Source organism: Rhodobacter capsulatus (assembly GCF_005144475.1).
In the GTDB taxonomy this organism is placed as follows: Bacteria; Pseudomonadota; Alphaproteobacteria; order Rhodobacterales; family Rhodobacteraceae; genus Rhodobacter; species Rhodobacter capsulatus_C.
In genome coordinates, this window is sequence record NZ_SWJZ01000021.1 from 102,061 (window position 1) to 123,461 (window position 21,401).

General features: G+C 68.2%; 26 protein-coding genes. All 26 read right to left on the reverse strand.

The annotated features are described in order from the left end of the window. Window positions 1–22 precede the first annotated feature (22 nt). A complete protein-coding gene (locus FBT96_RS06970; RefSeq protein ID WP_136905585.1) occupies window positions 23–961 on the reverse strand; it encodes a phosphatidate cytidylyltransferase in 939 nt (312 codons plus the stop codon). Beyond that, window positions 958–1,617 carry a lysophospholipid acyltransferase family protein gene (locus FBT96_RS06975; protein WP_169583273.1) on the reverse strand — a complete coding sequence of 220 codons (660 nt, stop codon included), beginning with the start codon at window positions 1,615–1,617 and terminating at the stop codon, window positions 958–960. Before FBT96_RS06975 ends, FBT96_RS06970 begins: the two co-directional genes overlap by 4 nt. Window positions 1,618–1,624: 7 nt before the next feature. After that, window positions 1,625–2,443: a serine O-acetyltransferase gene (gene cysE, locus FBT96_RS06980; protein WP_136905586.1), complete on the reverse strand. Its 819-nt coding sequence runs from the start codon at window positions 2,441–2,443 to the stop codon at window positions 1,625–1,627. Further along, on the reverse strand, window positions 2,373–2,801 hold the full coding sequence (locus tag FBT96_RS06985) for a DUF7742 family protein (RefSeq protein WP_136905587.1): 429 nt from the start codon (window positions 2,799–2,801) through the stop codon (window positions 2,373–2,375). The genes cysE and FBT96_RS06985 overlap by 71 nt, the downstream gene beginning before the upstream one ends. A 3-nt stretch (window positions 2,802–2,804) precedes the next feature. Continuing rightward, window positions 2,805–6,719: a baseplate multidomain protein megatron gene (locus FBT96_RS06990; protein WP_136905588.1), complete on the reverse strand. Its 3,915-nt coding sequence runs from the start codon at window positions 6,717–6,719 to the stop codon at window positions 2,805–2,807. Next, window positions 6,720–7,172 (reverse strand): C40 family peptidase, encoded by a 453-nt coding sequence (locus FBT96_RS06995; protein ID WP_136905589.1) that lies wholly within the window; start codon window positions 7,170–7,172, stop codon window positions 6,720–6,722. Beyond that, window positions 7,169–8,059 carry a DUF2163 domain-containing protein gene (locus FBT96_RS07000; protein ID WP_136905590.1) on the reverse strand — a complete coding sequence of 297 codons (891 nt, stop codon included), beginning with the start codon at window positions 8,057–8,059 and terminating at the stop codon, window positions 7,169–7,171. The genes FBT96_RS06995 and FBT96_RS07000 overlap by 4 nt, the downstream gene beginning before the upstream one ends. After that, window positions 8,059–8,691 carry a DUF2460 domain-containing protein gene (locus tag FBT96_RS07005; RefSeq protein WP_136905591.1) on the reverse strand — a complete coding sequence of 211 codons (633 nt, stop codon included), beginning with the start codon at window positions 8,689–8,691 and terminating at the stop codon, window positions 8,059–8,061. Before FBT96_RS07005 ends, FBT96_RS07000 begins: the two co-directional genes overlap by 1 nt. A 10-nt stretch (window positions 8,692–8,701) precedes the next feature. Further along, window positions 8,702–9,361: a phage tail tape measure protein gene (locus FBT96_RS07010; RefSeq protein WP_136905592.1), complete on the reverse strand. Its 660-nt coding sequence runs from the start codon at window positions 9,359–9,361 to the stop codon at window positions 8,702–8,704. Further along, window positions 9,348–9,575, reverse strand: coding sequence for a rcc01693 family protein (locus FBT96_RS07015; protein WP_136905593.1), 228 nt, complete (start codon window positions 9,573–9,575; stop codon window positions 9,348–9,350). Before FBT96_RS07015 ends, FBT96_RS07010 begins: the two co-directional genes overlap by 14 nt. Next, window positions 9,572–9,898, reverse strand: a complete 327-nt coding sequence (locus tag FBT96_RS07020) for a gene transfer agent family protein (protein ID WP_136905594.1) — start codon at window positions 9,896–9,898, stop codon at window positions 9,572–9,574. Before FBT96_RS07020 ends, FBT96_RS07015 begins: the two co-directional genes overlap by 4 nt. A gap of 8 nt (window positions 9,899–9,906) precedes the next feature. Next, window positions 9,907–10,320 (reverse strand): phage major tail protein, TP901-1 family, encoded by a 414-nt coding sequence (locus tag FBT96_RS07025; protein ID WP_136905595.1) that lies wholly within the window; start codon window positions 10,318–10,320, stop codon window positions 9,907–9,909. Window positions 10,321–10,379: 59 nt separating this feature from the next. Further along, entirely contained in the window at window positions 10,380–10,787 is a 408-nt protein-coding gene (locus tag FBT96_RS07030) for a DUF3168 domain-containing protein (protein ID WP_136905596.1), read from the reverse strand. After that, entirely contained in the window at window positions 10,784–11,122 is a 339-nt protein-coding gene (locus tag FBT96_RS07035) for a head-tail adaptor protein (RefSeq protein ID WP_136905597.1), read from the reverse strand. The genes FBT96_RS07030 and FBT96_RS07035 overlap by 4 nt, the downstream gene beginning before the upstream one ends. After that, window positions 11,119–11,712 carry a head-tail connector protein gene (locus FBT96_RS07040; RefSeq protein ID WP_136905598.1) on the reverse strand — a complete coding sequence of 198 codons (594 nt, stop codon included), beginning with the start codon at window positions 11,710–11,712 and terminating at the stop codon, window positions 11,119–11,121. The genes FBT96_RS07035 and FBT96_RS07040 overlap by 4 nt, the downstream gene beginning before the upstream one ends. A gap of 176 nt (window positions 11,713–11,888) precedes the next feature. Beyond that, the gene (locus FBT96_RS07045) at window positions 11,889–13,085 is read right to left on the reverse strand and encodes a phage major capsid protein (RefSeq protein WP_136905599.1); all 1,197 of its coding nucleotides are present in this window, start codon (window positions 13,083–13,085) and stop codon (window positions 11,889–11,891) included. Window positions 13,086–13,116: 31 nt separating this feature from the next. Next, window positions 13,117–13,671 carry an HK97 family phage prohead protease gene (locus tag FBT96_RS07050; RefSeq protein ID WP_136905600.1) on the reverse strand — a complete coding sequence of 185 codons (555 nt, stop codon included), beginning with the start codon at window positions 13,669–13,671 and terminating at the stop codon, window positions 13,117–13,119. Window positions 13,672–13,681: 10 nt separating this feature from the next. Next, window positions 13,682–13,915, reverse strand: a complete 234-nt coding sequence (locus tag FBT96_RS07055; protein ID WP_013067409.1) for a GTA head formation protein, RCAP_rcc01685 family — start codon at window positions 13,913–13,915, stop codon at window positions 13,682–13,684. A 3-nt stretch (window positions 13,916–13,918) separates the two neighbouring features. Then, window positions 13,919–15,109 (reverse strand): phage portal protein, encoded by a 1,191-nt coding sequence (locus FBT96_RS07060; RefSeq protein ID WP_136905601.1) that lies wholly within the window; start codon window positions 15,107–15,109, stop codon window positions 13,919–13,921. 186 nt (window positions 15,110–15,295) lie between these two features. Further along, complete coding sequence (locus FBT96_RS07065) at window positions 15,296–16,642, reverse strand: DNA-packaging protein (RefSeq protein WP_136905616.1); 1,347 nt, start codon at window positions 16,640–16,642, stop codon at window positions 15,296–15,298. Next, window positions 16,593–16,916 (reverse strand): hypothetical protein, encoded by a 324-nt coding sequence (locus FBT96_RS07070; protein WP_136905602.1) that lies wholly within the window; start codon window positions 16,914–16,916, stop codon window positions 16,593–16,595. Before FBT96_RS07070 ends, FBT96_RS07065 begins: the two co-directional genes overlap by 50 nt. Before the next feature lie 192 nt (window positions 16,917–17,108). Beyond that, the gene (gene mltG, locus FBT96_RS07075) at window positions 17,109–18,278 is read right to left on the reverse strand and encodes an endolytic transglycosylase MltG (protein WP_169583281.1); all 1,170 of its coding nucleotides are present in this window, start codon (window positions 18,276–18,278) and stop codon (window positions 17,109–17,111) included. Then, window positions 18,278–19,540, reverse strand: a complete 1,263-nt coding sequence (gene fabF, locus FBT96_RS07080) for a beta-ketoacyl-ACP synthase II (RefSeq protein WP_136905604.1) — start codon at window positions 19,538–19,540, stop codon at window positions 18,278–18,280. The genes mltG and fabF overlap by 1 nt, the downstream gene beginning before the upstream one ends. A 99-nt stretch (window positions 19,541–19,639) precedes the next feature. Continuing rightward, a complete protein-coding gene (thpR, locus tag FBT96_RS07085; RefSeq protein ID WP_136905605.1) occupies window positions 19,640–20,191 on the reverse strand; it encodes an RNA 2',3'-cyclic phosphodiesterase in 552 nt (183 codons plus the stop codon). 67 nt (window positions 20,192–20,258) lie between these two features. Then, the gene (locus tag FBT96_RS07090; RefSeq protein ID WP_013067402.1) at window positions 20,259–20,492 is read right to left on the reverse strand and encodes an acyl carrier protein; all 234 of its coding nucleotides are present in this window, start codon (window positions 20,490–20,492) and stop codon (window positions 20,259–20,261) included. Between the two features lie 203 nt (window positions 20,493–20,695). Next, window positions 20,696–21,401: 3-oxoacyl-[acyl-carrier-protein] reductase (fabG, locus tag FBT96_RS07095; protein ID WP_136905606.1), on the reverse strand; the 706-nt coding region annotated here is incomplete at its 5' end.

The following is a 21,401-nucleotide window of genomic DNA, read 5'->3' on the forward strand; positions in this document are numbered from 1 at the left end:
GCAACCCTGCCGCTTTTCCGTTTCAGGGGTTGGCCCAGAAGACCCGGGTCAGGTGATAAAAGATCGGCGCGGCAAAGATCACGCTGTCGAGCCGGTCCAGAAACCCGCCATGCGGTGCGATCAGATGGCCCCAGTCGCGCACGCCCTTGTCGCGCTTGATCGCCGTCATCACCAGATCACCAAAGAACCCCATCAGCGCGAGGGCAAGGCTCATCCCCATCGCCTGCAGCGGGGAAAAGGGGGTCAGCCAGGACAGTGCCCCCCCGACCAGAACCGCCATCAGAATGCCGCCCGCCGTCCCCTCCCAGGTCTTCGAAGCCGACAGAGCCGGGGCAATGAGCCGCCGTCCGATCCCGCGGCTGATGGCAAACTGCGCGATGTCCGAGGTCTGCACCACCAGGATCAGGAAGGCGATCAAAAGCAGATTGCGCCCCTCGAACCCCGGGATCGGCAGCCAGAGCAGCGCCGGAACATGGCTGACGCAATAGATGCAGATCATCACCGCCCATTGCGTTTCGGCCACCCGGGCCAGGAACTGCTCGGGCCGCCCCTGCAGCGCGGAAATCACCGGCAAGAGCAGGAAGACATGCACCGGAACGAACAGCGCCATCAGGCTTTGCCACTCGGCAGCGACGCACAGATACTGCAGCGGCAGGACAAGGAAGAAGCTTGCCGCCAAAGTCCAATGGTCGGCGATGCTCTTTGTCGTCAATGTCAGAAATTCCCGAAGCGCCGAAAACGATACCAGCAGAAACAGCCCGATCACCCCCGCCTTGCCCGCCAGAAGCGCCAAGGCCATCAGCACGGCAAAGGCCCACCAGGCCGCGATCCGGGCGTTCATCGTCTCGATCACCGGATGCGATCCGTCGGGCGCGATCGCCTCGCGCAGCAGCTGACCGACGATCGCCGCCAGCAGCAGGATGGCGCCAAGGCCGACCAGCGCAGGCGCAAGGCCGGTCATCGCGCCGCCCCCAGCTCGGCCAAGGCCGCCGCCGCCCGGGCCAGAAAGCGCTCCTTCGCCTCGTCAGGTGCGATGCGAAGCGGCGCGCCAAAGGTGACGGTGCAGATCAGCGGCACCGGAATCACCCGGCCCCGCGGCATGACGTGGTTCAGGTTCGAGATCCAGACCGGGATCAGATCAACCCCGGGACGCTGCCGCGCCAGATGAAAAAGCCCGGATTTGAACGGCAAAAGCGGCACGTCCGAAGTATTCCGCCGCCCCTCGGGAAACAGGATCAGCGCCGATCCCGCATCCAGCGCCGTGGTCATCTGCGTCACGGGATCTTCCGTCCGCGCCTCGGGGCGGCGGTCGATCAGCACGGCGCGAAACACGTCGCGCCCGGCAAAGGCGCGCAGCGGCGAGGCCAGCCAGTAATCCAGCGCCGCCACCGGCCGGGTGCGGCTGCGCAAAACCGGCGGCAGCACGGTCCAGATCAGCACGAAATCCGCATTCGAGCTGTGGTTGGAATAATAGACCCGCGGCCCGGTCCGCGGCTCCGACCCCGCCCAGATCGCGCGCGGCGCGGTCAGGAGGCGGGCGACGAGCGAGATCGCGTCACCCGCCAGCTTGGTGACGATCCGGTAGGGTAGCGCCTTGATCCGCGTCAGCCCCGCCATGCCCGGTTCAGCCCTGGCAGTCGCAGCCGCGCAATTGCTGATCCATGTTGACCGAGGGCTGCGCACAGCCCGCCTCGCCGACGATCTTCGCGGGCACCCCGGCCACGGTCTTGCAGCGCGGCACATCGGCCAGCACCACGGACCCCGCCGCAATCCGCGAATTGTCGCCGACATGGATATTGCCCAGCACCTTCGCCCCCGCGCCGATCAAGACGCCATTGCCGATCTTCGGATGGCGGTCCTGCTCTTCCTTGCCGGTGCCGCCCAGCGTCACCGAATGCAGCATCGAGACATTGTCGCCCACCACCGCGGTCTCGCCGATCACGATCGAATGGGCGTGATCGATCATCACGCCGCGCCCGATCCGCGCGGCCGGGTGGATATCGACGCCAAAGGCCTCCGAGGTCCGCATCTGCACGAAATAGGCCATGTCCTTGCGCCCCTGCCGCCACAGCCAATGCGCGACGCGATAGCTTTGCAGCGCCTGATAGCCCTTGAAGAACAGGATCGGCTGCAAAAACCGATGGCAGGCCGGGTCGCGGTCATGCACCGCCACCAGATCCGCCCGCGCCGCCTGCCCCAGATCGGGGTCCGACCCATAGGCGTCATCCGCGATCTCGCGCAGCAATTGCTCGCTCATCTCCCCCGAGGCGAGCTTGAGCGAAAACCGATAGGCCAGCGCCTTTTCCATCGTCGCATGATGCAACAGCCCCGCGTGAATCAAGGCGCCCAGAAGCGGTTCCTGACTGACGGCGTCATGCGCCTCCTCGCAGATCCGCATCCACACCGGATCGATGGCAGCGACCTTCGCACGGATCTTGGACATGGCATGCTCCTTGACTTAGGGTCAGCCTAACACAGGCTTCCTCCCTCAGATAGAGCCGTTGACCCGCGCTGGAAAGCCCCCGCGCGCGCCAGAGCCGCACCGCCGCGATCACCTCCGCAAGATCGTCGATCTCGGCCCGGTCCGGGCGCAGGCCGCGCCGCGCCGGTTCGCGCAAGGCCCGCGCCATCAGCGAGCCGTTGCCCCAGCGCGGATGCGCCCGCGCCAACCGCTTGCGATAAAGATCGGCCCAATGCGCCTCGCGCAACCATTGTGCCAGCCGCGCCGGTCGCTCGGGCGCGGCCACCACCGTCAAAGCCCGCGCCGCGATCAGCAGATCGTCGATCAGGATCGGCCGCACACCTCACGCCCCCACGACAATCCGCGCCGCAAGCCCCGGACCATAAACGTCCGACATCTGCGCCACCTCCAGCGTGAAGGCCCCGGCAATGCCATCCGCCGCCTGCAGCGCCGCCGGATAGCTCCAGCTTGCCGCGCCAACCGTCACTTCGCGCTTCACCGCCGTCCCCTCCAGCACCCGGACCAGATACAGCTCGGTCGTCTCGCCCAAAGGCACCTCGTAGCCCTGCCAGCTGTCGCCATCGATCCGCGTCCGGCGAACCCAGCGAAAGTCCCAGCCGGTCGCCCCCGGTTCGGCGCGCAGGTGACACGGGCTGAACGGCCGCAGCCCGGCCCCCGAAAACGCCTCGATCCGATGCACGAAGGAGGGATCGTCATAAGACCGCGCCGCCGAGCCGATCCGGTAATGCCGCGCCAGCCCGCGCGCGGCGCTTGGCAGCAAGATCTGCTCGGGCGCGCCATTCAGCGCCACCACCACGCTGCCCTCGGGCCAGACCTCGGGCATCAGCGCATCGGTGCCCAGCTGCCCGCGCAGCCGCAGCGAAATATCCCAGACCTTGCCGCTGACCAGCGCCGCCTCGACGAACTGGAACACCTCCCAACGGTCCGCGCTGCCATCGCCGATCGCCATCGCATTCGCCCCGTTCAGCACCCGAGCCGCCGTCGCAGCTTCCAGCGCGCCGCTCGCCAGCATCACCCGCAGGGCCGCGCCCCGATCCCAAACCCCGGGCCCCGCCCGAAACATCGGCGTCAGCGTCTGCCCGATCACCGCCCGCGTGCCCAAGCTCGCATTCAGCGCATAGCCCGCCTCCTCGTCCGAGGACCAGACCGCCACCGTCCCCGGCCAGGGCGTCGCCGTCACCGCCAGATGCGGCGCGATCGGATCCTCGGTGCCCGTCAGCAACGGCAGATCCAGAAAGACCGGCGTCACCGGCACCGGCGCCGCAAAGGGACGCAGGCTGGCCGGATCCTCGACCTCGTCGGCGGGCGCATAGATCCCGGGCTCGACCCGCACCGCCTCGACCTGCGAAAGTCCCGCCTGCTCGACCCGGTCGATCCGGTAGCGCCGTCGGCCCTCAGGCAGATCAAGCCGCACAACATCGCCCGTCCCCAGATGCCCCAGAGACGGCGGCAGCGCAAACCGCGCCGTGTCCCGCGCCACCCGCGCCTCGGCCAGCCAGCGTCCGACGATCCCCTGCGCCTGCGCCCGCGTCAGCGCCAGAGACAGCGCCGATCCCGCCGCCGCCCCCGCCGCCGCATCCGGAAAGACCGCCTCGACCGCCTTCACCTCGAAATCGCCCTCCGCCTCGACATAGGCCAGTCGAACGCGTCCCGCGATCTCGGCCTCGGCCGCGCGGACCGTCTCGATCCCCGCCTCGCCCTCGCCCAACGCCAGATCCGCCGCGGCCAGATCGGCATCGACCCGCCCGTCGCGCATCCGGAACACCAGCTTGCCGTCGCGTTCCAGCGCCTCGAACCCGTAGGCCAGCATCAGCGGCTGCAGACCCGCACGCCCGGTCTGATCGCCGGTCATCGTATATCCGCGCACCACCCCATAAAGCCCGCTCACGTCGATATCGGCAATTCCGGCCGCGCCGCAGATCTCGGCCACCACGCTCGCCAGCGGCTGCGCCACCGCACGGCCCGAAATCCAGTGCCCGCGCGCGTAATTGTCGCCATCCGACCACAGCGTCGTATTGAGCGGAAACTGCGGCCAGGGCCGCGCATCCCAGGCCCAGACATGCGCCCGGCTCATGTCGAGCATCGGCCCGCCATAGACTGCGGACACCGGGTTCCGCGCCGCCTCCGCCCAATAGCCCGTCATCGCGCGCAGATATTGCATCTGGATCAGCTCGTCGCGCCGCCCGTCGGAATACTGCGGCAGGCTCGATTCCGAGCTTTTCGGGTCAAGGAACTTGTTGGGCTGGTTCGTGCCCTTGTCGATCGCCGCACAGCCCATCTCGGTGAACCAGACCGGCTTCGATTGCGGCACCCAGGCCGTCGCCACCTCCGAGCGCGCCCCCCCGATACGCTCATGATGATCGCTCAACCACCAGTTGCGAATGTCCTTTGCCCGCCAGATCCAGGGCTCGCCCTGATCGCCATCGGTGATCGGCGTGCGGATCTGCGCATCGCGATGCTCGGGCGCGGCGTAATACCAGTCATAATACTCGCCGCCCTCGATATTGGCGCGCAGGTAATCCAGCGCATAGATCGAGCCCCAGTCCGCATCGGCGTGATCCTCGCCATCGCGCCAATCCGACAGCGGCAGGTAATTGTCGATGCCGATGAAGTCGATGTTTTCATCCGCCCAAAGCGGGTCCAGATGAAAGAACCGATCGCCATTGCCCGGCGCGTACCCCCAGTATTCCGACCAGTCGGCGGCATAACCGATCTTGCAACCGGGCCCCAGGATCGCCTTGACCTCACCCGCCAATTGCCGGAACGCCGCCACCGCCGGAAAGCTGTTGCCCGGGCCGCGGATCTGGGTCAGCGCCACCATCTCGGTGCCGATGCAGAACGCGTCCACGCCGCCCGCCAGCCGGCACAGATGCGCGTAATGCAGGATGAAGCGGCGCATCGACCATTCCTCGGGCCCGGAATAGATCACCTGCCCGTCCGCAATCGCGAAATCACCCGGCTGCGCGGTCCCGAAAAAGCCCGCCACCTGCGCCACCGCCGCCGCCGTCCCGTCCGGGCTGCCCGCCCGCCCCGGCGCGACCGAAAGCGTGATCCGCCCCCGCCAGGGCAATGCGGGCTGCCCGGTCGCATCGCTCCAGGGATCGGGCAGGCCGTTGCCCGCCAGTTGCTCCATCAGGATGAAGGGATAAAAGGTAACCGCCTTGCCCGCCGCCCGCAGCGCGCCGATCGCCTCGATCACCGCCGCATCGGCAGGCGTGCCGCCATAGACCGAACTGCCCGAGAGCCGCGGCACCTCCTCCGCCGTCGCCCGCTCCAGCCCCGCCACCCGCCAGGGCATGTTCGCGCCCTCCTCCTCGACCGAGGCGACCTTGGGCTTCACATCGCAAGCCCCGCAGCGCAGATCATCTCCGAACCAGCTCACCACCAGCGACACCGCCCCGCAATTCGGCAGCTCCTCGTCCAGCCGCTCCAGCGCCGCGACCAGATCGGTCTGCCCCCCCGGCGCATTCTGGTTCGCCACCCCTTGCGTCGCGGTGACCCCGCTGCCGGTGCCGACATAGACCGGCGTCGTCGCCAGCGCATATTCCCCCGTGCCGGGGATCAGCGCCACCGCCCGCACGCCCCGCGTCAGATCGGGCTCGGCCTCCGCCAGCGCCCCTTGCGCCGCGCGCACCACCTCAAAGGTGAACTGCGGCACCCGGTTGCCATAGGGGCTCAGCTGCAGATCCTCCAGCACCACATAGGCGATGCCGCGATAGGCCGGCGCCTCCTCCGCCCCCTCCACCGCGGCAATCTTCGGGTCGGGCAGCTGATCCTCGCCCCCCCGATAAACCCGCATGTTCAGACCCGAGACCTCGATCTCGCTGCCATCCGCCCAGACCCGGCCGACACGCAGGATCTCCCCCTCGCACAAGGCCAGCGCCAGGCTCAACGAATAGCTGTAGCGCGTCACCGTCGCCCGCGGCGCGCCCTTGCCGCTTTTTTCCGCCTGCGCGGTTTCAAAAAACCGCGTCGCCCAGATCACTTGTCCGGCGACCCGCATCCGCCCCCAAAGCCGCCCGACCGCCTCGCCCTCCGAGGCGCTCGACAACCGCAGCCGGTCGACGCGCCCGGTCTCGACACTTTGCGACCCCGATCCCAGAAGCCGCTGATCGATCACCCGGCCCAGGGTCGCCCCCACGGCCCGGCCGATCACCGCCCCCGACAGGCCCAGAATCGTGCCGCCAAAGCCGCCACCAATCGCGGCCCCCGCCGCCGAAAGCAGTATCGTCGCCATTCACCGGCCCCCCTCAGGAAATTGAAACCGCGCCACGATCCGCCGCGCCCAGGGCTCCGAGAGCGGGCTCTCGACCACGCCATGCCCCGTGTAGGCATGCACGAAACTCGCCCCGGCGCCGATCTCGGCGGCGATGCCCAGATGCTTGGCCACCGCGCCCTGACGCATCCGAAACAAGAGCACCTCGCCCGGGCGCTCGGGCCCCGGCGCGGTGGGCAGCGCCACCAGATGCCGCGCCGCCGCCCGCCACAGCACTTCCTCGCGCGCGGGTTCGGACCAATCGGCGGTATAGGGCGGCACCAGCTCCGGCTCGGCGCCATAAAGCGCCCGCCAGACCCCGCGCAGCAGGCCCAGACAATCCGTCCCCGCCCCCTGCACCGAGACCTGATGCCGATAGGGCGTGCCGATCCAGTCCCGCGCGATCGCCACCGCCCGCAACCCGACCGCGCTCATTTGAACAGGCTCCCGCCGTCATTGGTGCTGCTCTGCACCGGATAGGACACCATCCAGTCTTCCCCCGGAATATGCGGAAAGCCCCGAAAGTTCAGGAAGTTGTCGAACTTGAGCCGACAGGTCCCGGCGCGCTTGTCACAACCGGGCTCGATCCGCACAAGATCGCCCGCGACCGGATCGGCGCCCAACCGCTGCCACAGCTCGATCAGCCGCGATCCATCCGCCTGCAGCCGGTCGTTCTTCACCACCCCCACCAGCCCCGCCGCCGCGCCCGCCAGCACCACCAGCCGCCCCTTCTCGAACCAGCGATCCTCGAACCCCGCGCCCTCGGCCAGGCGCAGCACCACCGCCTCCTCGACCGCGCCCAGCGCCGCCTCCAGCGCATAGCCGTCCTTCGTCAGATCGAACCGGCACCTGCCATCGCCCAGAACGGCGGCGCAGCGCGGGTGATAGATCCGCCCCTGCTCCAGCCCCAAAGCCTCGGTCAGGCCGCGCAGCTCGGCCCGAAAGCCCCCCGCGCCGCGCGACAGCTCGCCCAGATTGCCGCGAAAGATCACCGCCCGCATCCCCGGCTCGGCCCAGTTCACCAGCCAGACCGTGACCTCGGCCCCGTCATACCGCCCGGCCAGAATATCGGCCTCGGTGATCGCCTCGGACCTCAGCGCGCCATAGCTTTCGGTATTGTCGACCGACAGCCCGGTGCCCTGCATCAGCGCCTGCGCCGTCATGCCGCTGCCCGGCTCGAAGGCGATGCCCTCGAACGCCAATGCCGCGTCGTGATCGGTGAACCCAAGCACCCGCCCGTCCGCGCGCGCCAAGGCCCAGGCCCGCGCCAGCGTCGTCACGGCCCCCCGCAGATGCGCCTTCAAACCCTCCGGATACGCCATCAGACCCGCACCTCCAGCACCGGGACCTGCGGCAGATCCCCCGCCTGAAACGATTGCACCGACACCGCGATCCGGTCGGTGTCGAACCGCACCGGCACGTCGAACTCGAACCCCGCCGTGATCCGCGCCCCCTGCGGCGGCGGCTCATGAAAGGTGACGATCCCGGTCGTCGGATCGACGTCGAAATTCACCGCCTCGGCGCGATGATCCCCTGCGATCCCGACCCTGACCGTGCCCTCGACCGGCTTGGTGATCGGCCGCACATAGCTTTGCCCGCCCGAAGCATAGGTCTTGAGCAGCTGAAACGCCTGCGTGACGCCATCGCCGATGCCGATCAGCTGATCCTCATGCGCCACCGTCTTCGAGGCCGGGCAGCTCTTGTAATCCGCCCAATCCTTCCAGCGAAACCCGTGCAACTGCCCGCCGCGCGCCTCGAAAAACGCGATCAGCCGCTCGACATCGTCCAGACTGCGCAGCCCCACCCCGGCATCGTAATGCCGCCGCGAATGCGCCCAGGGGCTGTTGCGCTCCTCGTGCCCGCTCGACAGCGTGACGATCTCGGTGCGCCGCTCCGGCCCGCCGACCGAGCCGAAACTCAGATTGGCCGGAAACCGAACTTCATGAAATGCCATGCTTTCCTCCTCAGGCGTTGCGCGATCCGCGCGCCAGCGCCCGGTTCACCTGCGCCGCGATCTGGCTCTGACTGCGGGCAAAGCCCGCCGCATCGGGCGTCGTCACGTTCATCACCACATTGATCACCCGCCCGCCCCCGGCCTGCACGCCCAGCCGCCCGTCCGCGCCCCGCGCCAAGGGCAAGATCGCCTCGGGCCCGGCCTCGCCCATCAGCCCCGTCGCCCCCCGCATCGGGAAGGTCGTGGGCGAAGACACGACGCCCCCCTTGGCAAAGGGCATCACCCGGCCTTGCGAAAACGCGCCGCCCTGCGCGAAGCCGAAGACCCCGCCCAGCATCCCGCTGATCGAGCTTGCAATCGCCCCGCCGATCGCATCCTGCACCGGTCGCATCGCCACCGAATAGGCCGCCTGCGTCATCCCCTCGGCCACCGAACTCAGCGCGTCCGACAGCTTCATGCCGTCAAAGATCACGCCATCGAAGGCCCGCCGGACCGAGCGCCCGAAGCTTTGCGACAGGCTCCCCACCTCGCGGCCCGTGTAGGTCAGGCTCTCCCGCATCCGCCCCAGCTCGTCGTTGAAACTTGCCGCCACCCCCTCGGCGCCGCCCAGCGCCTGCTCCAGCTCCGCCGCCTGCCGGCTCAGCGCATCCAGCCCGTCAACTTCGACCATCGCCTCCTCCTTTCAGATCGCCCGCGCGGGGCGTATCGGGAAACCGCGCCGCCAGTTCCGCCAACCGCGTGCGCGTGAGGGGCGGCGCCCCCGCCGCCTCGCCCAGCATCACCGCCAGCTCCGCAGGTGTCAGCCGCCAGAACTCGCGGGGCGTCAGCCCCAGTCCCTTCAGCCCGACCCGCAAAAGCCCCGGCCAATCCAGACCGCCCCTCACGATCCGCCCTGCCCCGGCACGGTGAAGGCGCGGGCCAGCAACTCCGCCGCGATCCGCGCCGCCGCCACCGGCCCGCCGCCGATCTCGACCGTGCGCAGATCCTCTGCCCGCCCCTCCCAGCCGCCGCCGCGCAGCCCGGCGACGATCAGCGCCAGCACGTCGCGGCTGGAAAACGCACCGCTTTCGAACCGCCGCACCAGATCCATCAGCGAGACATCGCCCAGCCCCGCCTCCAGCTCCGCCAAAGCCCCCAGCGTCAGCTTCGCCACCCGCCGCTCGGGGCCCAGCCAGACCTCGACCTCGCCCGCCCAAGGGTTCGCCATCATCGGCCTCAGATCGCCGTGAAGCCCAGCGCACCCGCCGAGGCCAGCGCCAGTTCGTAAGTCGCCTCGCCATTGTGGCTGCCCGCATAGTCGATCGAGGTGATCATGAACGGCCCCTGCACGATGCCGAAATCGGGAATGATCACCTGAAACTCGGGCACTTCCCCGTCGAAAAAGATCTGCCGCGCCCGTTCGTCGGTATCGGCATCCCTGAACACCCCCGAGCCGGAAATGCTGGCCGAGCGCACCCCCGCGCCCCCCAGCAATTCCCGCCAGCCGCCCTGACTTTCCAGCGAGGTCACATCGACGGTTTCCGCATTGAAGCTGATCCGCGTCGCGCGCAGCCCCGCGATGGTCTCGAATTGCCCCGACCCGGTCAGGTCGAGCTTGATCAGAAGGTCCTTGCCGTTCTGCGCCGCCATGTCTTGTCTCCAGATGTTGAAAATCACCGCCCCGCCGGGGCGCAAGTCGCCGATGGGCCTCAGCCCTCGACCCGTGCCCGGAACGTCAGATCGATCCGCCGCGTGTCGGCCTTTTCCACCCGCCGCGCCTGCGCGCGCAGGAACCACAGCCCCACCAGCCGCCCGCGCGCCAGCGCCAGATCGGCCCCCACCAGCGCATCGGACACCGCCGCCGCCGCGGCCTTCGCCGTCGCAAATCCCGCCGCGTCGGTGATCACCGAGATGACGAAATCATGCACCGCCCCCTCGCCCGTCTTGTCCGAGGCATCGGCCACATCCTCGGGCCCAAGGCTCACATAGGTGCCGACCTGCGTCCCCGGCGGCACCGCATCGTAGACCGCCGCGCCGACCAGCGCCGCCAGGGCCGCATCCGCGCGCAGCTGCTGATAGACCGCCGCCTGCAGCGCCCCCGCCACCGCATAGCTCATGCCACCACCTCCTCGCGGGCAAAACAGCTCAGGTAATGCCCCTCGCGGTCGCGCTCGGCGACAGCAAGGATGCGAAAGATCCGCGCCCCCTCGCGAAAGCGCTGCTCGGGCTTTGGTCGGCTTGCCGCCCCCACCGGCGCCGCCCGCACGACAATGGTCCAGGGCACCGAGGCCAGCGTGACGAACTCCCCCGCCCGCTCCGTGCCGCTGCCCGCCGTGACCTCGGCCCAGACCTCGCCCCGCGCCACCCAGTCCAGCCGGTGCCCGCCCGCGCCATCGGCCACGCGCACGGCCTCCTCCAGCACCAGCTTGCGGTTCAGCCGCGGCATGCTCATGGCCGCCCCCCCAACACCCGCACCGTGCGCCAGCGCTCGATCAGCGCCATCACGCCAAAGGGCATCGCGCCGCCTTCGGCCGCGCCGTCATGGCGCAGCTCGTAATATTGCGCGGCAAGCAGAAACACCGCCTGCGCCAGATCGACGGGCAGCGCGCTCCAGCCCGCGCCGAACCCGGCGGTGAAGTCGATCTCGACCCGCCCGCCTGTCGGGATCGCGGGCAGCATCGCCCCCAGCGCCTCGATCCGCGGCCGCGCCATGTCGGGCACCAGCCGCCAGCCCGCCGCCACCGGCGTCTCGACGCCCGCCGCATCGACCAGCCGCAGCGCCGTCACCGTACTGACCGGCGCGATCGGCAGCGTCTGCATGTCGCCCCAGCGCCAGACCGTCAGCGCCAGCCGAAACTCGCGCGCCAAAAGCGCCTTGGCCGTGCGCCCCTCGATCGCCGCGATGGCCGCGCGCAGATAGGACAGCAGCGCCGCATCCTCGGCGCCCAGATCGGCAAAGCCGGTGCCCAGCCGCAGATGGTCGCGGAATTCGGCCACCGGCAGCGCCGAGCCGAGCACCGCCGTCACTTCGTTCAGCATCATGGAAACTCTCCGAAAAGCCGACCGCACCCCGCGGTCCTGCACTCAGGCGTTCGGGCGCGAACCCCGCACCGCCACTCGGACGGAGGGAGCAGCTAGGTAGCGGCCGGAAGCCCGCGCCCGCCCGACCGGCGAACCGGCGGCAGCCGGGGATCGCTCCCCGGCCCCTTCACCGCCCGTTACGAGGCGGCAAACTTCAAAAGCTTGATCGCGGCGAAATCGCTGACATCGCCGCCGACGCGTTTCGAGGCATAGAACAGCACATGCGGCTTGGCCGAGAAGGGATCGCGCAGCACCCGCAGATCCGGCCGCTCGGCGATCGTGTAGCCGTTGCCGAAATCACCGAACGCGATCGCATAGGCATTCGCCGCGATATCGGGCATGTCCTCGGCGATCAGCACCGGATAGCCCATCAGCCGCGCCGGTTCCCCCGCCGCCAGACTGTCGGCCCACAGGAACCGGCCGTCCGCATCCTTCATCTTGCGCACCGCCCCCGCGGTCTTCGAATTCATCACGAAGCTCGCATTCGCGCGGTATTCCGCCCCCAGCGCATAGACCAGATCGACCACGGCATCCGAGGCATTCACCGCCGCGAAATCCCCCGCCGCGCCGGTCGCCACATAGCCAAGGCTGCCCCAGGCCCAGGCGCCATTCGCCACCTTGGTCTTCGTCAGGAACCCGGTCGGCTTGTCCACCCCGTCGCCCGAGATGAAAGCCGCCGCCTCCGCCCGGGCGAACTTGTCGGCGATCCGGTTCGCCAGCCAGGTCTCGATGTCAAAGGCGCTGTCATCCAGCAGCCGTTGGCTCGCCTTCGGCATCGCCGCCAGCTCGTGCAGCGGAATGCTGATGCGGTCGATCTGCGGCGTCGCGGTCTCGCTCAGCGCCGCCGTCTCGCTCGCCCAGCCAGAGCCCATGTCGGTCTTGTCCACCAGCACGTCGAACGAGGTCGCCTCGACATTGACGACACTGGCGATCTGGCGCAGCGAGGCGGTCGAGCGCAAAACCCCCCGGATCGTCTCCGAGGTCTGCGGATCGACCAGATAGCCGCCCTCGGCCGCCACCGCCGAATTCAGCGCCTTGCCCTCAAGGCACAGCCCGCGCAGCCCGTCATCATCGCCGGTGCGCAGATAGGCGGCAAAGGCCTTCTGATGCGGCGCCTCCTCGGTGGCAGCGGCGGCAAGGGCATGACGCCCGGCGAAGTTCTTCGTTTGCAGCATGGTCACACGCTCTTCCTGTTGTTGCAATCTCGTCTTCACATCGTCCTGAAAGCCTTTGACTTCCTTCAGGAAACCGGCCAGCGCGGTTTTCACTTCGGCCGCCGGATCGGGGCCATCGGGCATGCCCGTTCCGGCCCGAGCCTTGGTCTCGGTCTTCATCCTTTCCACACTCCTGCAGCAGCGGCGGGGCTCAGCGCGCCGCCAGTTCGGCCGTGGCAGCGCTCAGCGCCCGGGCCAGATCACGCAAGATCGCGGCGTCAAGGGTCTCCCCCTTCGCCGCCACCCGCGCCTCGCGAAGCATCGGAAAGGTCACCAGCGACACTTCCCAAAGCTCCAGTTCCGCAAGCAGCCGCTGGCCTTTTGCGTCCTTTTCGGCGGCGATGGTGCGATACCCGATCGACAGCCCGTCGATCGCCCCCGCCTCGATCAGCGCCACCGCCTCGCGCGCCCGCGCCACCTCGGGCAAAAGCCTGCCCTTGACATAAAGCCCGCGCTCGTCTTCCCGGATCTCGTCCCAAACCCCGATCGGCTGCGCCGGATCATGCTGCCACAGCATCTTGACCGAGCCGCCCCGCGCCCTGATCGCCGCAAGGCTTTTCGCGTAGGCGCCCTTCGCCACCACATCACCGCCCTGATCGGGCCGCCCGAACAGGCTCGCATAGCCTTCGATCCGCGTGCCGTCCTGCACCTGCACCGGTTGCGCGCCGCAGAACTTGCGTTCCAGCCCGCTCTCGCCTTTTTCCATCATCCGCTCCTCACTTCGGGGCATAGTCCAGAATGCCCTGCACCGCCTGCGTCAGGATCACGGCGATCACGCCGTAAACCGTCATGAACAAACGCTTTTCCAGCCGCTCGATCATCACCTCGATGCGTTCAAGCCGCCGCTCCACCTGGGTGAACTGCAGCTCCATGATCCGCTCGGTCGCTTCAAAGCGCTGCTCATGCACCTCGAAGGGCTCCTTGAGGAAACGTGACCCCCCCACCACCATGCCTCACCCCTCCGCGACAGGCGGCAGCCCCAGCAGCACCCGTTTTTCGGCATCGCTCAGAAAGGCGGCGGCGCCGATCCGCGCCCAGAGCTGATCGCGCTCGGCCGAAAGCGCCGGCACCTGATCCAGATCGGGCTTCAGCTCGATCTGCGCGCCCAGATAGCCCGAAAGCCACCAGGCCAGCGCCGCCGAAACCCGGGTCAAAAGCGGCAGCACCGTCAGCCGGTAAAACGCCCGGTTCGCCTCGGCGTAATTGGCATAAGTGGCATCGCCCGGAATGCCGATCAGCATCGGCGGCACCCCGAAGGCCAAGGCGATCTCGCGCGCCGCCGCCGCCTTCGTCTCGTGAAACTCCATGTCCGAGGGGGAAAACCCCATCGGTTTCCAGTCGAGGCCCCCCTCCAGCAGCATCGGCCGCCCGGCATTGCGCGCGCCCTGATGATGCGTCTCCATCTCGAAGATCAGCCGCTCGTATTGCTCGGGCGCCAGCACGCCCTGCCCGTCGGCGCCCTTGTAGATGATCGCGCCACTGGGCCGCGCCGCATTGTCCAAAAGCGCCTTCGACCAGGCACTTGCGGCGTTATGCACGTCAAAGGCCACCGCCGCCGCCTGCATGGGCGAAAGGCCATAATGATCGTCGGTCGGATGGAAGCTCTTGACATGACAGATCGGGTCGGGATGGCCGGTCATGTCGAAACGATGCTTGCGCCCGGCCACGGTGTAATCATAAGCGACCGGCCAACCATCCGCCCCGGGCACCACCGCCATCCGGTCCGATCGAAGCACATGCAGCTCCCTCGGCACCCCGGGCTCGGGACAGACCGCTTCCAGATAACCATTGCCCGAGAGCAGGATCTGCCCGATCAGCGCCTCGAACAATTCCGCCCGGCCCTGCCCCGCATTCGGGCGCCGCAGCAGATCCAGCACGGGGTGAATTTCATACCGCCGCTCGGCATCCTGACAGATCAGCGGCACCGCCGCCGCCGCCTCGGCAATCAGCTTGACCGAGCGGAACCCGACCGGATTGCCCGAAAACCCCGCGCGCATCAGGCTGACGGTGTCGCGCGGCCCCCAGACCGGCCGCCCGGCGCCCGAGGCCATCGCCACGATCCGCCCCGTCACCGAGGCCTTGCGCGCGACAGCGGTCGCCGTCTGCGCCTCCGGGGCCGCCCTGCGAAAGAAATTCAGTCCCATCCCGTTCTCCTCGTCGCGGCCCGGCCCAAGGCCCCGGCCAAAGAAAAAGGGCCGGGAAACACCCCGACCCTTTCGACCCGATTTCCGCGGCAGAGGCGGGGGTTTCACACCCCCGCACCCCCGTGGCGTATTTTCACCAAGAAGAAACACCGAGCTTCTTCTTGGTCCAAATACGCCCTTGCGCCCTCAAAGCCCGCGCACCTGCGGCCGGCGCCAATGCGCCGCGGGCTCGAGGATCAACTCGGTCAAGGCCCAGACCAGCGCATCGACCCGGTCGGGCGAGCCCTTGCCCGCATAGCCCTGCACCGTCATGCGGCACATCTGATCCTCCAAAGCGCCCAGCCGCCCGTCGCGGCAATGCTTCACCCGGCCCTGCTCATACAAAGCCGCCACCGGCTCCGCCCGCGCCGATTTCCCGCGCGCGGCCCGCAGTGCCCGGAACGGCACCAAAGGATCGATCTGGCGCAGCACGCTTTCGACCATCTCGCCGCCCTGATTGACCTCGGCCACCAGCTTCTCGGCGCCCCAGCGTTCCATCGCCGCAATCGCCGCCCGCGCCCAGTCAGTCGGCCGCCCCCGGACCGAGGCATCTTCGAGCACAAAGGCCCGCCACTCCTGCACCGGGCCGCGCGTCACCGCGCCTGCCACGACGATCCCGCATTCATCCGCCCCCGCGCCCCCGGTCACCGCCGGGTCCAGCGCCACCACCACCCGGTCCATCTCGGGCGGCGCCGCCAGACGCAGCCCCTCCAGCTGCGCCGTCGTCCAAAGCGCCCCCTCGACATCCTCCAGCAGCACGCCCTCCAGCTCCTGCCGACCGAGCCGCGTGCCCGCATAGCGCGCCTGCACCTCGGCCAGGAAGCTCTCCGCCAGATAGGCCCGGTTCGCCTCGGTCGGCGCATGCGTCACCACCGTCGAGGGGTTGTTCAGGATCGCCTTCAGCACGCCGACATTGCGCGGCGTCGTGGTGATCACCTGCTGCGGATGCCGCCCCAGCCGCAGCGCGAATTGCAGCATGTCCCAGGTCTCCTCGGCCTTCTTCCACTTCGCCAGCTCGTCGACCCAGGCAGCGTCGAACTGCGGCCCCCGCAGCGCCTCGGGCTCCTGCGCCGAAAACGCCTGCGCCGTCGCGCCATTCGCCCAGACCAGCCGCCGCTTCGTCGCCTCCCAGTCCGGACGCCGGTCCGGCGGAGAGCAGGCCAGAATCCCGCTCTCGCCAAAGATCATCACGTCGCGCACCTGATCGAAGGTCTCGCCCACCAGCGCCACCCGATGCGCGGGCCCGGCATCGGCCGGACCCGCCCCCTCGACCTGTGCACGCACCCATTCCGCCCCGGCCCGGGTCTTGCCCGCGCCGCGCCCGCCCATGATCACCCAACTTTTCCACGCCCCCACCGGGGGCAGCTGATGCGCCAGCGCCCAGAATTCGAAGATCCAGGGCAGCGCCAGCAGCGCATTGTCCCCCAGCCCCCCCAGAAAGGCGTCAACCTCCTGCGGCGTCGCGGAGGCAAGCCAGGCGGCGCCCGATCTCAGCCCGGGCTGCGTCGAGGTCAAGCTCGCTTCCGGGTCCGACACCGGCAACTTGTCTGCGAAGTTTTTCAACACGCACCCTTTCTTCCATCACCATCTGGAATGCCGCGCGAAGGTCCTTGACCGCCTGCGCGGCGGCCTTGGCATCCTTCACCTCGCCCTGGCGAACCCCTTTCATCGCCAAAGCCAGTTCCCCGGCAATGTCCCGATACAGTTCCTCCGTCTCCTCCAGCAAATCCACCGGAGGAGCGTCCCCACCCTTGAACCCCATGTCCATGTTCTGGCTACCCGCCTCTCATGCCTGTTCCGCACGAGCGAAATGAAAAAAGCGCAAACGGTTTCCCGTTGCGCTTGCCCACCTCTCCTAGCATGCCTTATCTCTACCTTAGAGCGTCCGCAAAGTCAAGCGCTAAATTCAGAGTTGCATCGCAAGGAAAGCAAAAACCCCGGACATTGCCGGGGTTTTCCTTCAGTTTCCGTCACTTGCGCCCGGTTTCAGGGTCTTTTCGATCTCCCGCCAGCGCGCGACGTTCCGGTTATGCTCGGTGATCGTCTCGGCAAAGGCATGCCCGCCGGTGCCGTCCGCCACGAAATACAGGAACCGCGTCGAATCGGGGTTCAGCGCCGCCCGGATCGCCTGCGTCCCCGGGTTGCAGATCGGCCCCGGCGGCAACCCGTCGATGACATAGGTGTTATAGGGCGTCTCGCGCCGCAGCTCCGATTGCCGCAGGCCGCGCCCCAGCACGCCCTGCCCCTTGGTCACGCCATAGATCACCGCCGGATCGGTCTGCAACCGCATCCCCTGCGCCAGCCGGTTGACGAAGACGCTCGCCACCCGGGCGCGCTCCTCGGCCACGCCGGTTTCCTTTTCGACCAGCGAGGCCATTACCAGCGCCTGCTCCGGCGTTTCATAGGGCAGCCCCGGCGCCCGCGTGGCCCAGGCCTCGGCCAGAACCGCCTTTTGCCGCTCGGTCATCTCGGCGATCAGATCCGCCCGCTTCGCGCCGCGCTTCATCTCGTAGCTGTCGGGCGAGAGGCTGCCTTCGGGCGGCAGCTTCGCCACCTCACCGGTCAGGAAATCCGCCGATTTCAGCGCCTCGACCACCTGCCAGCTCGTCACGCCCTCGGCGAGCGTCACCCGCAGCCGCACGTCCGGCCGCGTCGCCTCCTCGGCAAAGCCCGCAGGCGCCGCCTCAAGCTTCGGATCGAACTTCACCGTCTCGACGTAATCGCCCACCGCCGGGTCCAGCTCGCGCAGGATCATCTGCCGGCCATTCACCCCGATACGGTAATTCAACTCGGTGCCGCAGCTCGACGGCCCGCCCGCGGTGATCTGCTCGACAATCCCCGCCATCGAGGCCCCGGGCGCGATCAGATAGGACCCCACCTTCAGCTTGCCCGCCTTCTGGTCGTAATCGGCCCCGGCGCGAAAGATATAAGCCGAGGAAATCGCACCCTTTTCCTTCAACGTTTCCGACACGTCGCGAAACTTCGCGCCGGGTTCGACGCGCAGACACATCCCCGCAGCCAGCGGACCGGGCCCGTCATATTGACGCTTCGCCCAGGTCACCATCCCCCCCGACACAACCATCAGCACAATCAACAAAGTGAGGAAGTTGGAGACGATGTTGCGCCACATCATCCGCGCACCTTGCCCAGGATCAGCGCCGCATTGGTGCCGCCAAAGCCGAAGCTGTTCGACATTGCGATGTCGATCTTGCGCTTCACCGCGACTTTCGGCGCCAGATCGATCTTCGCCTCAACGGCCGGATTGTCCAGGTTCAGCGTCGGCGGCGCCACCTGATCGCGGATCGCCAGGATGCAGAAGATCGCCTCGACCGCCCCCGCCGCGCCCAGCAGATGCCCGATCGCCGATTTCGTCGACGACATCGTGGCTTTCGACGCCGCCTCCCCCAGCAGCCGCTCGACCGCGCCCAGCTCGATCGTGTCGGCCATGGTCGAGGTGCCATGCGCGTTGATGTAATCGATCTCGCTCGGATCGATCCCCGCCCGCGCCACGGCCGCCTTCATCGCGCGGAAGCCGCCATCGCCATCCTCGGACGGCGCGGTGATGTGATAGGCGTCGCCCGACATGCCATAGCCCAGCACCTCGGCATAGATCTTCGCGCCGCGCGCCTTGGCGTGTTCGTATTCTTCCAGCACGACACAGCCCGCGCCCTCGCCCATGACAAACCCGTCGCGGTCGGCATCCCAGGGACGGCTCGCGCCCTGAGGATCCTCGGCCCGTTTCGTCGAGAGCGCCTTGCAGGCGTTGAACCCGGCAATGCCGATCTCGGAAATCGGGTTCTCGGCGCCGCCCGCCACCATCACATCGGCATCGCCAAGCGCGATCAGCCGCGCCGCATCGCCGATCGCATGGGCGCCGGTCGCACAGGCGGTCACCACCGCATGGTTCGGCCCCTTGAAGCCGAAGCGGATCGAGACCTGCCCCGAGACAAGGTTGATCAGCGCCGCCGGGATGAAGAACGGGCTGACGCGCTTCGGCCCCTTCTCCTTGATCAGCACCGCGGTTTCCGCGATCGTCTGCAGCCCGCCGATGCCCGAGCCGATCATCACGCCGGTGCGGCACCGGGCTTCCTCGTCGGCGGGCTCCCAGCCCGAATCCTGCACCGCCTGCACCGCCGCGGCCACGCCGTAAAGGATGAACTCGTCAACCTTGCGGCTCTCTTTCGGCTCCATCCACTGATCGGGATTGAAGGTGCCGTCGGTGCCATCGCCGCGCGGCACCTCGCAGGCGTATTTCGTCACGACATTCGTGGCGTCAAAGCGCGTGATCGGCCCCGCCCCCGACTGACCAGCCAGAAGCCGCGACCAGGTTTCCTCGACCCCGCAAGCCAGCGGCGTGACCAGACCCAGACCCGTGACGACAACCCGACGCATCGCAAACCCCTTTCGCGTTTCGTTAAGCGCTTCTACACGGGCCGCAAAAGCCGTGCAACGTCATGCGCGGCCGCAGGCGTCACTTCGCCTGCCCCAAAGTCAACCCCGGCACTCGGGATAGTCCGCCAGCACCTCGTATTCCGCGCCCTGCCGCGTCAGATGCGAGCGGATCAGCGCAAAGCCCGTCACCCGCCACGCGGGCAAGACCACATCGCCCCGGCTTTCCAGAAGATGCCCCAGCCGCGCCGCCTGGGTCTCGCCCAGACCCGCATTGAACCGCGCCATCGTCACATGCGGCCGAAACCGGCGCCGCTCCAGCTCCAGCCCCGCCCGCCGCGCCGCCTGCACCAGCTTCGCCTGCAACGCCTCCAGCGCCGGGTTTGGCCGCAGCTTCAGCGCCAGCACCCGCGCGCGATCCCCGCTGGCAATCACGTCCAGCCCCGCCAGCGTCACCTCGAAAGGCGCCAGATGCAGCGCCGACAGCGCCTCGTGCAGCCGCTCCAGATCCGGCAGATCAACCTCGCCCAGATAGGCCAGCGTCAGATGCAGCGCCTCTTCGGCCACCGCGCGCCCGCACCCCAGCTCCGCCTGCAGCGCCGCCACCGCGCCCCACAGCGCCTCGGGCAGCAGGATCCCGACAAACACCCGCATCGCGCCCCTCCAAATGCAAACGACGCCCCAAAGGGCGCCGTTCGTCAAGCCGGAAAGCTTGCAAGCCTCAGGCGGCTTCGGTGATGAATTTCACCGCATCGCCAAAGGTCTGGATGGTTTCCGCCGCGTCATCCGGGATCTCGATGCCGAATTCTTCTTCGAAAGCCATCACCAGTTCCACGGTGTCAAGGCTGTCGGCGCCGAGATCGTCGATGAACGAGGCGGTCTCGGTGACCTTGTCCTCTTCCACGCCCAGATGCTCCACGACGATCTTCTTCACACGATCCGCGATGTCGCTCATGTTTCTTCCTCAGTTAAGGGGGCCGAAACCCATCCTGTCAGTGCTCGTTCGAGCGGCTTCAACGCCCGTTTTACCGGGCTGCCGCGAGCCGAGGCTACCCCCCCGCTCGTCCCCGCCGCTCATATCACAGTCCCGGCACAAGGCAAGCCGTTTCGCGGCCGCCCCTGCCCTTGCGGCAGGGGCAACTCGTCACACCGGCGGCCTCAGATCATCGCCATGCCGCCGTTCACGCTCAGCGTCGTGCCGGTGACATAGCCCGCCTCGGGCGAGGCCAGATAGAGCACCGCCGCCGCGATCTCTTCCGCCGCGCCCATGCGCCCGGCGGGGATCTGCGTCAGGATCTTCGCCTTCTGCTCGTCATTCAGCTTGTCGGTCATCGCCGTCGCAATGAAGCCCGGCGCGACGCAGTTCACCGTGATGCCGCGGCTTGCCACTTCATAGGCCAGCGATTTCGACATGCCGGTCAGCCCGGCCTTGGCGGCGGCATAATTGCCCTGCCCCGGGTTGCCGGTCTGGCCCACGACACTGGTGATATTGACGATCCGCCCCCAGCGCGCCTTCATCATGCCCCGCAACACGCCGCGCATCAGCCGGAACGAGGCCGTCAGGTTGACATCGATCACGCTCGCCCATTCCTCGTCCGACATCCGCATGAAGAGGTTATCCCGGGTGATCCCGGCGTTGTTCACAAGGATATCCACAGCCCCCATCGCCTCGAGGGCCGCCTTCGGCAGCGCCTCGACAGAAGCCGGATCGGAAAGGTTCGCCGGGCAGACAAAGGCCCGCTCGCCCAATTCGGCCGCCAGCGCCTCAAGCGGCTCGACCCGCGTGCCCGACAGCGCCACCTTGGCCCCGGCCGCATGCAGCGCCTTCGCCACCTCGCCGCCGATACCGCCCGAAGCGCCGGTC